At 55.0% G+C, this 14,977-nt stretch carries 15 protein-coding genes; 5 read left to right on the forward strand and 10 right to left on the reverse strand.

Annotated features, from left to right (window positions below):
* Positions 1–332 precede the first annotated feature (332 nt).
* Positions 333–1,052, reverse strand: coding sequence for a fatty acid metabolism transcriptional regulator FadR (gene fadR / locus WFK59_RS06540; RefSeq protein ID WP_233987998.1), 720 nt, complete (start codon positions 1,050–1,052; stop codon positions 333–335).
* Between the two features lie 211 nt (positions 1,053–1,263).
* On the opposite strand from fadR, the gene nhaB reads away from it, so the two are divergent.
* A complete protein-coding gene (gene nhaB, locus WFK59_RS06545) occupies positions 1,264–2,790 on the forward strand; it encodes a sodium/proton antiporter NhaB (RefSeq protein WP_233987997.1) in 1,527 nt (508 codons plus the stop codon).
* Positions 2,791–2,916: 126 nt separating this feature from the next.
* Positions 2,917–3,447, forward strand: a complete 531-nt coding sequence (gene dsbB / locus WFK59_RS06550) for a disulfide bond formation protein DsbB (protein ID WP_233987996.1) — start codon at positions 2,917–2,919, stop codon at positions 3,445–3,447.
* Between the two features lie 49 nt (positions 3,448–3,496).
* On the opposite strand, the gene WFK59_RS06555 is transcribed toward dsbB, so the two are convergent.
* From WFK59_RS06555 to WFK59_RS06565, 3 genes are all read right to left on the reverse strand, one after another.
* Positions 3,497–3,943 (reverse strand): YcgN family cysteine cluster protein, encoded by a 447-nt coding sequence (locus WFK59_RS06555; RefSeq protein WP_233987995.1) that lies wholly within the window; start codon positions 3,941–3,943, stop codon positions 3,497–3,499.
* A gap of 64 nt (positions 3,944–4,007) precedes the next feature.
* Entirely contained in the window at positions 4,008–4,667 is a 660-nt protein-coding gene (locus WFK59_RS06560; protein WP_233987994.1) for a fumarylacetoacetate hydrolase family protein, read from the reverse strand.
* Positions 4,668–4,981: 314 nt separating this feature from the next.
* Positions 4,982–5,257: a YcgL domain-containing protein gene (locus WFK59_RS06565; RefSeq protein WP_233987993.1), complete on the reverse strand. Its 276-nt coding sequence runs from the start codon at positions 5,255–5,257 to the stop codon at positions 4,982–4,984.
* 155 nt (positions 5,258–5,412) lie between these two features.
* Between WFK59_RS06565 and minC the strand changes: the two genes are divergently transcribed.
* The 3 genes from minC to minE are packed head-to-tail and all read left to right on the forward strand — an operon-like array spanning position 5,413 to position 7,233.
* Positions 5,413–6,114 carry a septum site-determining protein MinC gene (minC, locus tag WFK59_RS06570; protein WP_233987992.1) on the forward strand — a complete coding sequence of 234 codons (702 nt, stop codon included), beginning with the start codon at positions 5,413–5,415 and terminating at the stop codon, positions 6,112–6,114.
* A gap of 33 nt (positions 6,115–6,147) precedes the next feature.
* Positions 6,148–6,960, forward strand: a complete 813-nt coding sequence (minD, locus tag WFK59_RS06575) for a septum site-determining protein MinD (protein ID WP_031374621.1) — start codon at positions 6,148–6,150, stop codon at positions 6,958–6,960.
* Between the two features lie 3 nt (positions 6,961–6,963).
* Positions 6,964–7,233: a cell division topological specificity factor MinE gene (gene minE, locus WFK59_RS06580; protein WP_031374622.1), complete on the forward strand. Its 270-nt coding sequence runs from the start codon at positions 6,964–6,966 to the stop codon at positions 7,231–7,233.
* A 53-nt stretch (positions 7,234–7,286) separates the two neighbouring features.
* Here minE and rnd read toward each other — a convergent pair whose 3' ends face one another.
* The 6 genes from rnd to WFK59_RS06610 form a co-directional block, all read right to left on the reverse strand.
* A complete protein-coding gene (gene rnd / locus WFK59_RS06585; RefSeq protein ID WP_233987991.1) occupies positions 7,287–8,408 on the reverse strand; it encodes a ribonuclease D in 1,122 nt (373 codons plus the stop codon).
* Positions 8,409–8,507: 99 nt separating this feature from the next.
* Positions 8,508–10,184 carry a long-chain-fatty-acid--CoA ligase FadD gene (gene fadD / locus WFK59_RS06590; RefSeq protein WP_233987990.1) on the reverse strand — a complete coding sequence of 559 codons (1,677 nt, stop codon included), beginning with the start codon at positions 10,182–10,184 and terminating at the stop codon, positions 8,508–8,510.
* Positions 10,185–10,390: 206 nt separating this feature from the next.
* Positions 10,391–10,984: a Slp family lipoprotein gene (locus WFK59_RS06595; protein ID WP_233987989.1), complete on the reverse strand. Its 594-nt coding sequence runs from the start codon at positions 10,982–10,984 to the stop codon at positions 10,391–10,393.
* A gap of 60 nt (positions 10,985–11,044) precedes the next feature.
* Positions 11,045–11,743 carry a tRNA (adenosine(37)-N6)-threonylcarbamoyltransferase complex dimerization subunit type 1 TsaB gene (tsaB, locus tag WFK59_RS06600; RefSeq protein ID WP_233987988.1) on the reverse strand — a complete coding sequence of 233 codons (699 nt, stop codon included), beginning with the start codon at positions 11,741–11,743 and terminating at the stop codon, positions 11,045–11,047.
* A 44-nt stretch (positions 11,744–11,787) separates the two neighbouring features.
* The gene (locus WFK59_RS06605) at positions 11,788–13,698 is read right to left on the reverse strand and encodes an ATP-dependent DNA helicase (protein ID WP_233987987.1); all 1,911 of its coding nucleotides are present in this window, start codon (positions 13,696–13,698) and stop codon (positions 11,788–11,790) included.
* 239 nt (positions 13,699–13,937) lie between these two features.
* Positions 13,938–14,675 (reverse strand): carbonic anhydrase, encoded by a 738-nt coding sequence (locus WFK59_RS06610; RefSeq protein WP_336755340.1) that lies wholly within the window; start codon positions 14,673–14,675, stop codon positions 13,938–13,940.
* Positions 14,676–14,977: the final 302 nt, after the last annotated feature.

Below are 14,977 nucleotides of genomic sequence, written 5' to 3' on the forward strand. Positions count from 1 at the left end.
GTTAAAAAGGGCACGAGCGTGAAGGCCTGAGCGCCTCTGCTGCTGAAAGGGCTATCCGCAGCGCTGAGGCGTGACGTTGGGCCAGAACGCCACGCCGGGAAGCGTGGAGAGTTCGGGGCCGGCCAGGGAGGGCCGATCCCCGAACGGTTCGTCGGCACGACGTCAAAGCCGAAGGTACCGCGTGAGCGGCGCGAGGACGGCCCGGCAGCAGCAGCGGTGCGCAGGCCCGCACTCCGGCATACTCACCCAAAAAAAAAGCTGCCACGTTTAACCATGACAGCCTTTGCAAATTTAACCTTAACGGACGAGCCTGAGGCGAGATGCCCGGCTTTTTAGCGTTTACTGCTGAGATCGTCTGGCATACTTTTCTGCATACTGTGCCAGATTTCACCGCTGCGACGCCCGTAGTGGCGCACCGCATCTACAATTTCATCCTGGCCCGGCTCTTTGTCACACAGCGCCAGTAACGAGAGATAAAAATCACGCGCCACCTGACGAGCTTCCGGATTAGAGAAGTAGTGACGACCGACGCGGGTATAGAGCCCTTTCAGTCCATTCAGGATCAGACCGTAAATCGGATTCCCTGAAGCAAAGGCCAGACCGCGGAACACCCGATAGTCGAGTTCAGTGTAGGCATCCGCCTGATCGTCGGCACTGGCGACGGTCTCCAGCACGGCACGCGCTTTCTCCGGATGGTGGCGCAGCGCGCGACTGATAAAGATGGAGGAGATGTTGGTGCGAACCGACAGCAGGTTATCGATTAACACCGGCACGCTGTCGTGATCGAGACGGGCGAGCGTTTCCAGAATGTTCAGTCCGGACGTTTCCCAGAAGTCGTTAACCCGGGTCGGTTTTCCGTGCTGAATGGTGAGCCAGCCATCACGCGCCAGCCGCTGCAACACTTCACGTAATGTGGTGCGCGTAACCCCAATCAATTCAGAAAGCTCACGTTCAGCAGGAAGAATCGACCCTGGCGGAAAGCGGCTGTTCCAGATGCTTTCAATAATATACTCTTCAGCAAATCCCGCTGGACTCTGAGCCTTTATGACCATAGCAGTGTGTTCTCGTTGCTTTCTTAATCGTAATGGGCACTCATCATACCAGACGCCCTATAGCGGATATAGCCTGCGCAACTATTTAAACCGGATGCAGGTACCATTTTCAGGCCTGCCTCACGGCGAATTTGCCGCGATTTGCGCCAGACCCTGCTAAAGATTATTCTTTGCAGCAAAATCGATACACAACAACAGGATACTTATTCCGATGGATATGACTTATGGGCAGGCGTTAAAACGGAACTTTCTTGGCCAGTCTCCCAACTGGTATAAGGGATTAATGCTGGCTTTTCTGATCGTTAATCCATTAATTTACGCTTTTGTCAGCCCGTTTGCTGCGGGTTGGTTATTAGTAGCAGAGTTTATTTTCACCCTGGGTATGGCGCTTAAATGCCATCCGCTGCTGCCTGGCGGTCTGCTGGCGCTGGAAGCTATTTTCATCGGCATGGCCAGCGCGGAGCAGGTTAAAACCGAGCTGGCAAACAACCTGGAAGTGCTGCTGCTGTTAATCTTTATGGTGGCCGGCATTTTCTTTATGAAGCAGCTGCTGCTGTTTGTCTTTACCCGGCTGCTGCTGTCGATTCAGTCAAAAGTGCTGCTCGGCGTCACCTTCTGCCTGGCCGCCGCCTTTCTCTCCGCCTTCCTTGATGCCCTAACGGTGCTGGCAGTAGTGATCAGCGTCGCCGTCAGTTTTTATCAGATCTATCACCGCGTCGCCTCCGATCCACAAAATCAGCATCACCCGCTGGCACAACGTGAGACGCTGGAGCAGTTTCGGGCATTTCTGCGCAGCCTGATGATGCAGGCGGGCGTCGGTACCGCGCTGGGTGGCGTGATGACCATGGTCGGCGAGCCGCAAAACCTGATTATTGCCCATGCCGCCAGCTGGGACTTTACCCAATTTTTCCTGCGTATGGCGCCGGTGACCGTTCCGGTGCTGCTATGCGGCATCCTGACCAGTGTGCTGGTGGAAAAGTGTAAATGGTTTGGCTACGGCGTAACCCTGCCCGCCAGCGTACGTCAGTTGCTGGAGGAGAGCGAAAAACAGGAGGCTGCCCAGCGTACCCGTCAGGACACCATCAAACTGTGGATTCAGGCGGCAATTGGGATCTGGCTGATTATCGCGCTGGCCTTTCATCTGGCCGAAGTGGGACTGATTGGCCTGTCGGTGATCATTATGGCGACCGCGCTGTGCGGCATCACCGATGAGCACACCATCGGCCAGGCATTCACTGAAGCCCTGCCTTTCACGGCGCTGCTGACGGTGTTCTTTGCGATTGTGGCGGTGATCATTGAGCAACAGCTGTTTGCGCCGCTGGTCTCATTCGTTCTCAGCGCGGAGCCTGAGGCCCAGCTCAAATGGTTCTACGTCTTTAATGGCCTGCTCTCTTCCATTTCCGATAACGTTTTTGTCGGGTCGGTGTATATCAATGAAGCACGTCATGCCTTTGATCGCGGCGCGATTGACGCGCAGCAGTTTGAGTTGCTGGCGGTAGCGATTAATACCGGTACCAATCTCCCTTCGGTCGCTACCCCGAACGGTCAGGCGGCGTTCCTGTTCCTGCTGACTTCAGCACTGGCACCGCTGATTCGCCTCTCATATGGGCGGATGGTCTGGATGGCACTGCCGTTTACGGTGGTCCTGTCGCTGGTCGGCTATCTGTCTATCCATTTTCTGCTGCTGCCGCTGACTGACAGTATGCTCAACATGGGATGGTTGTTACCGCCACACTGATCAACGCTTTCCCTGGTCTGGATCAGGTTCAGGTCATATTTGAACATGATTTTTCCCTGGCCCAGGCTGGTTTGACGGCGCTTTTGGTTTACACTGCGTGACATTGACGTTTACAGGGAATGCAATATGTTACGATATCTGAATCAATGTTCTCGCGGTCGTGGAGCCTGGTTATTACTGGCCCTGACGGCGCTGGCGCTGGAACTCACTGCGTTGTGGTTCCAGCATGTTATGGGGCTCAAACCCTGTGTGATGTGTATCTATGAGCGCAACGCGCTGTTCGGCGTGATGGGTGCCGGTCTGGTCGGTGCCATTGCGCCAAAAACGCCATTAAGACTGGCTGCGCTGGCGTTGTGGATATACAGCGCCTGGCAGGGTCTGCGTCTCTCCTATGAACACACCATGATTCAGCTGCATCCCAATCCTTTTACCACCTGTGATTTTGCTGCCCGCTTCCCGAGCGGCTTACCGCTGGATAAGTGGCTGCCGTCCGTGTTCCTCGCCAGCGGTGATTGCGCAGATCGCAGCTGGAGCTTCCTGACGCTCAGTATGCCGCAGTGGATGATTGTGGTGTTCGCCGGTTATCTGCTGGTGGCGCTGCTGGTGCTGATTGCTCAGCCGTTTAAAGCCAAACGTCGCGATCTCTTTAGCCGCTGACGCCATAAAAAAGGCTGCCATCGGCAGCCTTTTTTAATTCTTTCCGGGCTTAGCCGTTGCGGTCTGGTCGATCAATGATGTGATCTTCCCAGTCGCGTACTTCACTCTCCCGCACCGCAATATATCGCACCGAAATGCGCTGGGCGTGCATCGCATTTTTTGAGCCTGCACGCAGCGGATGCCACGCAGGCAACGGCTTGCCCTCACCCAACAGGCGATAGGCGCAGGTGCGCGGCAGCCAGTTGAACGTGGTGAGGTTTTCCCGCGTCAGCTTGATGCAATCCTCTTCATATTCAAAGCGACGCTCATAGTTGCGGCACTGGCAGGTTTTGATGTTGAGCTGGTTACAGGCGACGTTGGTGAAGTAGATCTCATCGGTATCCGCATCCTGCAATTTGTTCAGACAGCACTGCCCGCAACCATCACACAAGGATTCCCATTCCTCATCGCTCATTTGTGCCAGGCGTTTGTGTTGCCAGAAAGGGGTGTCAGTCATGATGATTGTCCGGGTTTAGCGTAAACCGCACCTTATAAAGCCTCTGGTGCGGCGATGCAAGTTTTTACAGAACGCGCGTGCTGATGCCGTGACCGGCCAGTGACACTTCCAGCGTGTCGCCGGAACGCATCGGACCGACCCCTTCCGGCGTTCCGGTCAGGATCACGTCGCCAGCGCGCAGGGTGAAATACTGACTCATGTGCGCAATCAGCGGCAGGATTTTATGGATCATATCCGCGGTAGAACCGTGCTGGCGCACCTCGCCATTGACCCGCAGTTTCAGTTCAGTATTTTGCGGATCGTCACTAAATTCGGCCACCGGGATAAAGCCGGAAATCGGACAGGAGTTATCGAATCCCTTGGATTTTTCCCACGGCTGTCCGGCTTTTTTCAGTCCGGCCTGCAGGTCACGCAGCGTCAGGTCGAGCGCCACACCATAACCCGCAATCGCCTGCGCCACATGCGCTTCAGATGCCTGCTTCAGGGTCGCGCCGATCAGCACGGCCAGTTCAACTTCATGATGGACTTCGCCAAACGCATCCGGAATCGAGAGCGGCTGGCGTAAATCACACAGAGCGGTTTCCGGCTTGATAAAAATCACCGGCTCAGTTGGCGTGGCACTGCCCATTTCCTTGATGTGTTTCGCATAGTTGCTGCCAACGCAAACCACTTTGCTGACCGGAAAATCCAACAGAGCGCCTTGCCAGTTACGATGCTGATACATGCTCATCCCCTGCGTAGGTTAGGTGTGATGCCAGCGTGGCTGGCGGGTTGATGTTTGCTGATGAGTTGATCGAAATGCCAACCTCATCGCCTGATAATAAGACGCTTTTTGCGGTCAGGTGAGCAGAATTTGTCAAAAAGCGTGAATCAGAGCGCGGAAGTGATGAATAAATGCACAAATGACGCTAAATATCAGGCAGGCGATTTAAAAATAACTGGATAGATAAGCAGTACGTTTAATTTTAGCGGGGACAAAAAAATATTAAACCTGACGGCTTCAGCGCGACAGGATTAATATTTACAGATGAATCCGAATTAAACTTTTTTATCGGTCTGTAGATGAAGGGTAAGCAGACTTTCTATCGGCGGCGGCAGTTGTAAATAATAGCCCTGCTCACTCAATCCCTGCTTAACTTTATTGATATCCGCATTAGCCAGCCTGTCGCGGCCCGCCAGCTTCAGCACCATTGCCAGCTGAGGCTTGCCAAAGCCTTTCAGCAATTCGGGCGGTACGCGAGAAAAATCGTCTTTTTTTTCAACATAAAGATAAGTCTGGTCGCGCAGTGGGCTTCTGTAGATCACACAAAACATATTTTTTACTCGAATTAACCAGCGTTGAGGCTTGTCTGAATATAGCTGTAACTATAACATGCTTGCAGAACTTCGAATATTCACCGTTGGCGCTTTAATGATGATTTTATCGTCGCTTAGCCAACGGTAGTGAAAACAGGACTGAGTCGGGACAGATGTCGCAAACGCCAATCGAATTCAAAGGTAGCAGTTTCACCCTATCTGTCGTCCATCTGCATCACCACGATCCCGCGGTGATTCGTAAGGCACTTCAGGACAAGATTGACCAGGCTCCGGATTTCCTGAAAAACGCCCCGGTGGTGCTGAACGTTGCGGCTTTAAGTGCCGATATTAACTGGAAGCAGCTACAGCAGGCGATTATCGCCACCGGTTTGCGCATTGTCGGCGTGAGCGGCTGTAAAGATGATGCGTTGAAACGCATGATTTCACGCGCAGGCCTGCCGGTTCTGGCGGAGGGCAAAGAGGCGAAAAGCCGCAGCGATGCTCCCGCACCTGAACCTCAGCCGGTGGTGGCTGAACCGCTGGCGGCCAAAACCCGCATCGTGAATACCCCGGTGCGTTCTGGTCAGCAAATTTATGCCCGTGACGCGGATTTAATCATCACCAGCAGCGTCAGTGCCGGTGCCGAACTGGTTGCGGACGGCAACATTCATATTTACGGCATGATGCGCGGTCGGGCGCTCGCCGGCGCTGGCGGAGACCGGGATTGCCAGATTTTTTGTACCAATCTGGCGGCAGAGCTGGTCTCGATTGCTGGCGAATACTGGATCATGGATCAGATCCCCGAAGCTTTTTTTGGTAAAGCGGCGCGCCTTTGCCTGCAGGATGGCGCGCTCACCATCCAGACACTTAATTAGGCCCCTTTTCTTTTGTTAAGGAAATCAACATTTATGGCACGCATTATTGTAGTTACATCCGGTAAAGGGGGCGTTGGTAAGACCACGTCAAGCGCGGCCATCGCCACCGGTTTAGCGCAGAAAGGCAAAAAAACGGTCGTTATCGATTTCGATATCGGTCTGCGTAACCTGGATTTGATCATGGGTTGTGAACGACGCGTGGTCTACGATTTCGTCAACGTGATTCAGGGCGATGCGTCGCTGAATCAGGCGTTGATTCGCGATAAGCGCACCGAGCAACTCTACATTCTGCCTGCGTCACAGACCCGCGATAAAGATGCCCTGACCCGCGAAGGTGTCGAAAAAGTCCTCAACGATTTAGCGGCGATGGAGTTTGATTTTATCGTCTGCGACTCTCCGGCAGGGATTGAAACCGGCGCGCTGATGGCGCTCTACTTCGCTGATGAAGCGATTATCACCACCAACCCGGAAGTCTCGTCGGTGCGTGACTCTGACCGTATTCTCGGTATTATCTCTTCCAAGTCCCGTCGCGCAGAAAACAGCCAGGAGCCGGTTAAGGAGCACCTGCTGCTGACCCGCTATAACCCTGGCCGGGTGAACCGTGGCGATATGCTGAGCATGGAAGACGTGCTGGAAATCTTACGCATTCCTCTGGTCGGCGTGATTCCGGAAGATCAATCGGTGTTACGTGCCTCTAACCAGGGCGAGCCGGTGATCCTCGATGGTGAATCAGATGCTGGCAAAGCCTATGCCGATACCGTTGAACGGTTGCTCGGTGAAGTACGCCCCTTCCGCTTTATTGAAGAAGAGAAGAAGGGTTTCCTGAAACGCCTGTTCGGGGGATAAACCATGGCATTACTCGATTTCTTTTTATCCCGGAAGAAGAACACTGCCAATATAGCCAAGGAAAGGCTGCAGATTATTGTGGCAGAACGCAGAAGGGGCGACAGTGAGCCCCACTATCTTCCGCAGCTCAAGCGCGACATTCTGGAAGTGATTTGTAAGTATGTCAAAATCGATCCGGAAATGGTCACGGTTCAGCTCGATCAGAAAGGTGACGACATCTCTATTCTGGAGCTGAACGTCACGCTACCGGAAACGGAAGAAGTGACTAAATGACGCTGACCGTTTCCTGAATTTCCCCTGCGCAGTAGCAGGGGAAATTTTATCGGTCACACTCCGGCCAGAATCTCATCAATGCCGGGTTTCAGCAGTTCCCCGCGCCATCCGGTCAGTAACTCCGGCTGACGTCCCTGTGGCTTCAGGCCCCAGTGCTGGCTCAGCACTTGGTTGATCTGACGCCGTGACGCCAGTAACTCCTGGCTGAATCCGCTCTGCTCGCTGACCTGCTGTACCAGCGCTTTCATCGCTTTGAACACCTGCTTGTAATGCGGATGGTCGATCAGATTGCCAAGCGCGGCGGGCAATTCACTCTCATCCAGCGCCTGGGCTTCTGCCACCAGCGCCACCAGGGTTTTGCCGTGGAAACGGATCTCGTGCCCTGACAGGCCGAGATGGTCCAGTTCGCCCAGCGAACCTGGCATAAAGCGCGCCACTTTCCACAGATGCTCTTCACGCACCACAAAGTTAACCGCCATATCTTTTTCACGCGCCAGTTTCAGACGCCACGCGGCCAGCCGCTGCAGCGCCGCCAGCTGACGCGGACGCAGTTGCCAGGCATTGGTGATCTCACGCCACGCTTCCTCAGGTGCCAGAGTATCAAGACGACGCTGACAGAGGTTGTCACACTCACTGAGTGCGGCAGCCATGTTGCCGGCCGCCTCAGTCTGCACCATCAGCTGACGAGCAATGGGCAGCAGATAGTGAACATCGGCTGCCGCATACTGACATTGACGCTCGGTGAGCGGGCGCGCTAACCAGTCGGTACGCGACTCACTCTTGTCCAGCTCGACCTGGGTAAAGTGGGCCACCATTGAGGCAAAGCCCCAGGAAAGCGGCTGGCCGGAGAACGCTGCCAGAATCTGGGTATCGATCATCGGCTGTGGCAGCACACCAAAACGGTGCAGGAACACTTCCAGGTCTTCGCCACCGGCGTGCAGGAATTTGGTCACCGCGGTATCAGTGAGTAAGGCAATAAACGGCGACCAGTCACGGATCGCGAGGGGATCGATCAGCACAAGCTGGTGGTCATCGAACAGCTGGATCAAACCGAGTTGCGGGTAGTAGGTCCGGGTGCGGACAAATTCAGTATCCAGCGCGACAGCCGATTGCTGGCGCGCTTTCTGGCAGACTTCAGCCAGCTGTTCATCCTGGTCGATCAGAGAGTAGTTCACGTCTGGTTTTTTCCACCGCAGCTAACAACGTGCGGCGCTCCATGTTAAAAAAGTAAAAACGCCGGACATGCCGGCGTCTGACCTGAATCTTTCCAGCGCTTAGCTTGCGCTGGGTTTCACTTCGTCGCGCAATTCGCGGCGCAGAATTTTGCCAACGTTGGTTTTTGGCAGCTCCTCACGAAACTCGATGATTTTTGGCACCTTGTATCCGGTCAGCTGACGGCGGCAGTGATCAAGCAACTCCTCTTTGGTCAGTGAGGGATCTTTCTTCACCACGCAGACTTTGACCGCCTCGCCGGAAAGATCGCTGGGCACGCCGATAGCGGCCGCTTCACGCACTTTGGGATGTTGCATCAGCACATCTTCGATCTCATTCGGATAGACGTTAAAGCCGGAGACCAGAATCATATCTTTTTTACGATCGACGATGCGAATAAAGCCTTCCTGATCAACGGTAACAATATCGCCGCTGTGGAGCCAGCCATTTTTCAGCACTTCCTCGGTGGCATCCGGACGCTGCCAGTAGCCGAGCATCACCTGAGGACCGCGGATACAGAGCTCGCCCGGTTCACCCGGTGACACCTCATTACCATTATCATCAACGATCAACACGTCGGTTGAGGGAACCGGTAAACCAATACTGCCGGTGTGACAGCTGATGTCGTAAGGGTTCACCGATACCAGCGGTGAACACTCGGTCAGGCCGTAGCCCTCCAGCAGATAGTGGCCGGTCAGCTTTTCCCAGCGTTCTGCCACCGCTTTCTGCACCGCCATCCCGCCACCGGCTGACAACCGCAGCGTACTGAAATCGAGCTTATTGAACTGCTCATCGTTCAGCAGAGCGTTAAACAGGGTATTGACGCCGGTAATAGCGGTGAAGGGAAATTTCGCCAGCTCTTTCACAAAGCCGGGAATATCGCGTGGATTGGTGATCAGCAGATTCTGCCCGCCCAGTTCCAGGAACAGCAGGCCATTTACCGTCAGAGCGAAGATATGATAAAGCGGCAACGCCGTGACTACGCACTCTTTACCGTCACGCAGCACTTTACCGTAGGTGGCTTTGGTCTGTTCAAGGTTGGCCTGCATATTGCGGTGAGTCAGCATCGCGCCTTTAGCAATGCCGGTGGTGCCGCCGGTGTATTGCAGAAAAGCGAGGTCGTCATTGGTCACCGTCGGCCGCTGATAAGTCAGCGTGGCGCCGGCCTCCATCACCTCACGAAATGAGATCGCGCCTGGCAGATGGTATTTGGGCACCAGTCGTTTGACATATTTAACCACGAAATTAACCAGCGTAGCTTTTACCGGCGCCAGCTGATCGCCCATCCGGGTCAGGATCACATGGCGAACAGCGGTTTCTGCCACCACTTTTTCCAGCGTGTGGGCAAAATTCGACACAATAACGATGGCGCTGGCACCGCTGTCATTCAGCTGATGCTTGAGCTCGCGCGGCGTATAGAGCGGGTTGACGTTGACCACCACCATGCCAGCACGCAGCACACCAAACAGTGCCACCGGATACTGCAGCAGGTTCGGCATCATCAGGGCGACCCGGTCGCCCGCTTTCAGTCCCAGTTGCTGTTGCAGATAAGCGGCGAAAGCGCGACTTTTCTCTTCCAGCTGGCGGTAGGTCATCTTCTGACCCATGTTCCAGAAGGCAGGTTGATCGGCGTAGCGTTTTGCGGCCTGCTCAAACAGATCCACCAGCGAAGTATAACGATCTGCACTTATTTCGGCAGGCACATCTGCCGGGTAGCGTTTCAGCCAAACCTTATTCAAGGATCCACCCCGATAATCATGTTGTATTTCCATCGCTGCCTCAGCCAATCTGGTTTGTTAACAATATTTTAACTGATTGTACCAGTTTGCCTGCTTCGGCATGTTGAGGTTGCGAAGTCCATCACTAAATTTCGTGCTGTTAAAACAGCCAAATAAAAAGCCCGGCGGCGAGCAGCGCTACCGGGCTAAAAAAAGGGCACTACGGGTTACTCAGTCAGAATCGTTTCTACCTGGGCCGGGCCGCTGCTGTACATTCCCCAGTAGGGATTCGGTCCCCAGTAGCCAGGGCGATGACGCGTCGGGCCATACCAGATCCACGGATCGATCGGCTGCGGCGGTGTCGTCACCTGTCGGGTGAGATGCCAGCGCTGATAACCCCGCACGTCAATCACCACAAATTTGTAATTCGCCTCACCGATTTTACCCGGCTCGGTGCCTTTGATGGTTCCCAGCACCGTGACAAACTGATCTTTCACATCCACGGGATCAACGAAACCGTGGATGTCGGCATAGATACGCCCTACCGAAGCGGCTCCCAGCCGGGGCCGGGCACTCTCATCCAGCGGCTGCGTGGCGATCTCCAGCCGGGTTTTGCCATTGAGGTTGGTGACATTCACGACTTTGCCGCCAAAACGCGATTCCTGGCCGGTATAGATGGCCGGATCGTTCATTACCCGCAACAAATCCTGTTGCGGTTGTGGTGAACTGCCCTGCAGCGTGTCAGGAATCGACACACAACCTGTTAAAACCAGCGTACAGGTCAGTAGCAGACCCGTTAGCCCTTTAGCGCACATAGACATAGGCGTTCTCCAGTTACGTAATGGCTTAGACTGGACGCATAACAATAAGTTGCGTGCGATCTAGCGGCCTGGCAACTTTTTCCATGCCACTTCATTACGCAGATAAGTTGGCTCGGCATTTTCCGGCTGCAGCGTCTTGCCCTGCTGCAAGGCAATGACGGCCAGCGGCAGCATATCTTCTGCCGCCGGTAGCGTGACCTCACTGGCATGCAGCGTCAGCGCATGACCCTGCTGCAGTGCAGGATAGGCTTGCCAGCCGGTACCGGCAGTCATCCATTCGCCGGACAGCGCCTGCATCCTGGCCAGTGCGGCCTCAGGGGATAATACGCTTTCGCTGGTTTCGCCCTGCCAGACACCATTTTCGTCACGCTGATACTCGGCCCAGTAGACCTCCCCCATTCGCGCATCAATGGCGGCTAAAACGCGGGTCGCGCCCTGCAGACGCCAGGCACCTTCAGCCAGCGTAGCCAGGGTAGAAATGCCGATCATCGGCAGCGCTGCACCCAGCGCCAGCCCTTGGGCGATACCAATACCGATGCGTACGCCGGTAAAACTGCCGGGACCGCGGCCAAAGGCCAGCGCGTCGAGTTGCGTCAGGTCGAGCTGCTGCGCCAGCAGTAACTCTTCAATCAGCGGCAATATGCGCTGCGTATGATCGCGCGGGGCGATCTCAAATCGGGCATCAATCTGTTGCTGATTCAGCAAGGCCGCTGAACAGGCTTCTGTCGCCGTATCCAGCGCTAAAATTCGGGCTGACATGACCACCTCAGGAGAATGAAAACGGCGCGCATCTTACCATAAAATCAGGCGTCCGGTTGCTGACGTACAAAGGCGATGGCGCGTGCAATGTCGCGGGTGCGCGGCGTCGGCGGCAGACTGTTGAGAAACAGCGCACCGTAAGGACGCGAAACCAGCCGCTGATCGCAAATCACCAGAACGCCACGATCGTCGGTATCCCGGATCAGTCGCCCGACGCCCTGCTTCAGCGTGATCACCGCATCCGGCAGCTGCACGTCGTTAAACGGATCGCCGCCGCGGATGCGGCAATCTTCCATCCGCGCCTTCAGCAACGGATCTTCCGGTGAGGTAAACGGCAGTTTATCGATGATAACCAGCGAGAGCGCGTCGCCGCGTACGTCGACGCCTTCCCAGAAACTGCTGGTCGCCACCAGTAAGGCATTGCCTTTGTCGATAAACTGCTTCAGCAACTGACCTTTGCTGGTTTCACCCTGCACCAGTACCGGCAGCGTCATAGAGGCGCGAAACTCCGCCGCCAGCTCACGCATCATCAGATGCGAGGTACAGAGAAAGAAACAGCGCCCTTTGTTGGCATCAATCAGCGGTTTCATCATGGCAGCCAGCTGACGAGCGCCGCCGGGCCGGTTAGGTTCAGGCAGGTTGCGCGGCACGCACAACAGGGCCTGCTGCGCATAATCGAACGGGCTGTTGAGAATCAAACTTTTTGCGGCGTTGACGCCCAGCCGCTCGGCGAAGTGATCCATCTTCTCATCCACCGCCAGGGTGGCCGAAGTGAAGATCCATGCGGCTTTACGGTTATCCATCACTTCACGGAAGCGTTCAGCCACTGACAGCGGCGTCAGGGCGAGGATAAAGTGACGCGAAGTGCATTCATACCAGTAGCTGTAGCCCGGCTCGTTGATGGCGCGCAGCCGCTTCAGCCGGCCACGATAGAGCGCCGCCCGTTCAAACGCCGCATCAAGCAGCGCTGAACGTCCCAGCGACAGTTTGATCACGTCGTAACAGAGCTCAAGCGCATCATCCAGCAGCGTGAACATGCGCAGAATAGTGTTATCGCTCAGCAGTTCGCGCAGATTGCCGCGGTAGCCTGGATCGCCTAATGACAGGCGAAAGTCCTGCGCGCACTGCGCCAGGCGATCGGCGGACTTCTGCAGTTGCTGCACGTCACGCACTTCGGTGCGGTAGGCGGTAATAATATCTTTTGCCAGGTCGAGCAGTTGCCGGCTGGAGAGCTGCTGGCCGAAATACTGGCTGGCGATATCGGGCAGCTGATGGGCCTCATCAAAGATCATCACATCCGCTTCCGGGATCAACTCACCGAAGCCGCCCTCCTTGACCACCAGATCGGCGAGAAACAGATGATGGTTTACCACCACCACATCCGCATCCATGGCCCGCTTACGTGCCTTCACGACAAAGCACTCTTTATAGCGCGGGCAGTCGGTGCCCAGACAGTTATCGTTGGTGCTGGTGACCAGCGGCCAGACCGGGCTGTCTTCCGTCACGCCGGCGCAGCTGCTGATATCGCCATCCACCGTCTGCGACGACCAGCTACGTAACGTCACCAGGTCGGTCAGCGCCTGGACAGTAAGATCCCCGCCCGCCATCGATTGCTGCTCCAGCCGCTCCAGACAGAGATAGTTGGAGCGCCCTTTCAGCAAGGCGGTTTTCCCTTTAAATTTGAGTGCATCGATCATGGTGGGCAGATCGCGTCCATACAGCTGATCCTGCAGGGCTTTCGATCCGGTCGAGACGATCACTTTCTTGCCGGCCCGCAGCGCGGGTGCCAGATAAGCATAGGTTTTACCGGTGCCGGTACCCGCTTCGACCACCAGTTCGCCCTGCTCTTTTACGGCGTCGGAAACCGCCTGCGCCATCTCACGCTGCGCTTCGCGCGGCTTAAAGCCCGCTATCGCCTGCGCCAGCGCGCCATCAACTGCAAAATCGTCTGCCACATACCCTCTCAAAGAACGGCAAAAACACTGTAATTATGTCAGTATTAAATTCACAAAGCAAAATGGAGGGTAATCAGCAGGTTAATCCTTTGCAGCGCGCTGAGCAGCGGCTTCCGCCAGCGCTGCTGGTATCAGGAAGACATGAAAAAGGCGGCTCGTGGCCGCCTGAAGAACGCGTCTGCTACGCCCGATGGGATATCGGGCATTGAGGCAGTCAGCCCGCGATCGGCAATCAGGGATTATTCAACAATCATACGACCATTCAGATGCTGCAACGGACGATTATTGGTGGTTTTGAGTGCCTGTTTAAAGGCGTCAAGCTGAGCCTGGGAGAGCGTCACCGGCTGTTTCAGCACCAGCCAGCGTATCCCTTCACTGCAGGGTGGCGTAGTCAGTGAACCACTGAAACGATAATAGTGCAGGTCTTCCGGGAACAGGGCGCGTAAATCGACTTCACGATCAATACTGTTCTGCTGATTTTCCTCTTTCGGCATGGCAGCAATTAACGGTACCAGCGCCGGATTTTCTTTTCCTACTTCAAACATCACCGCGACAACAGCCAGATCGCCATCCTCTTTACTGTGTACAAAGTGGGCTTCCAGTGGAAAGGTGTGACCATTGATCTGGTTTTCACTCGGCGTGTGGAAGTGATACTGCCTGAGGATAAATTTTTCATTATCCAGCACAAAGGTGTCTTCATCAGCGACAGTGACCTGAATGGTATGACCGTTGTTGATCACTTTCTCTGCTGAGCTAAGGTAATGCAGATTCAGCGGCTGTAAATGTCCTTCAATTGGATCTTTAATGTTGATGGGTGACTGAGACTTGCCTTCATGGCAGATGTGGAAATCGTTGGTTAACTGACTCCAGTGCTCCGGACCCGCCTGACCTTCATACGTCCAGTGCGGAGCCTCAGCACTTACTGCGCTGAAGGTGGACAGCGCCAGAACCAGACTGAACATCCCCTTTAATTTCATTTCTTAATCCCTGTTTTATCGTCTTAATGCCGGAGCGAAAAATGATATTCCTGTTAACTTTGAGACGGCAAGCGAATAGCAGAGGCAGAGCCGGTTTCAGCCGATATAGTCGGTCCCGAATGCGCATTAAAGATAATTTTTGTTAACAATGTCGGCGCTAATAAACAGGCTGGCTACCCTGCCGGGATGAGAGTGACGCGCCCTTAACGGTTCATTGAGCCAGCTGGCTACCGGCGGTTCAGCAGAAACAACAAAACCGCCTCGGCGGCGGTTTTGTCGGGATAACGCATTGATGTTGTTGC

This window comes from Pantoea sp. USHLN298, assembly GCF_037149395.1.
Classification (GTDB): Bacteria; Pseudomonadota; Gammaproteobacteria; order Enterobacterales; family Enterobacteriaceae; genus Pantoea; species Pantoea astica.

Coding starts and splice junctions, on each gene's coding strand:
- fadR (WP_233987998.1), bottom strand. CDS start 1,052: ATGGTCATAAAGGCTCAGAGTCCAGCGGGATTTGCTGAAGAGTATATT.
- nhaB (WP_233987997.1), top strand. CDS start 1,264: ATGGATATGACTTATGGGCAGGCGTTAAAACGGAACTTTCTTGGCCAG.
- dsbB (WP_233987996.1), top strand. CDS start 2,917: ATGTTACGATATCTGAATCAATGTTCTCGCGGTCGTGGAGCCTGGTTA.
- WFK59_RS06555 (WP_233987995.1), bottom strand. CDS start 3,943: ATGACTGACACCCCTTTCTGGCAACACAAACGCCTGGCACAAATGAGC.
- WFK59_RS06560 (WP_233987994.1), bottom strand. CDS start 4,667: ATGTATCAGCATCGTAACTGGCAAGGCGCTCTGTTGGATTTTCCGGTC.
- WFK59_RS06565 (WP_233987993.1), bottom strand. CDS start 5,257: ATGTTTTGTGTGATCTACAGAAGCCCACTGCGCGACCAGACTTATCTT.
- minC (WP_233987992.1), top strand. CDS start 5,413: ATGTCGCAAACGCCAATCGAATTCAAAGGTAGCAGTTTCACCCTATCT.
- minD (WP_031374621.1), top strand. CDS start 6,148: ATGGCACGCATTATTGTAGTTACATCCGGTAAAGGGGGCGTTGGTAAG.
- minE (WP_031374622.1), top strand. CDS start 6,964: ATGGCATTACTCGATTTCTTTTTATCCCGGAAGAAGAACACTGCCAAT.
- WFK59_RS06595 (WP_233987989.1), bottom strand. CDS start 10,984: ATGTCTATGTGCGCTAAAGGGCTAACGGGTCTGCTACTGACCTGTACG.
- tsaB (WP_233987988.1), bottom strand. CDS start 11,743: ATGTCAGCCCGAATTTTAGCGCTGGATACGGCGACAGAAGCCTGTTCA.
- WFK59_RS06610 (WP_336755340.1), bottom strand. CDS start 14,675: ATGAAATTAAAGGGGATGTTCAGTCTGGTTCTGGCGCTGTCCACCTTC.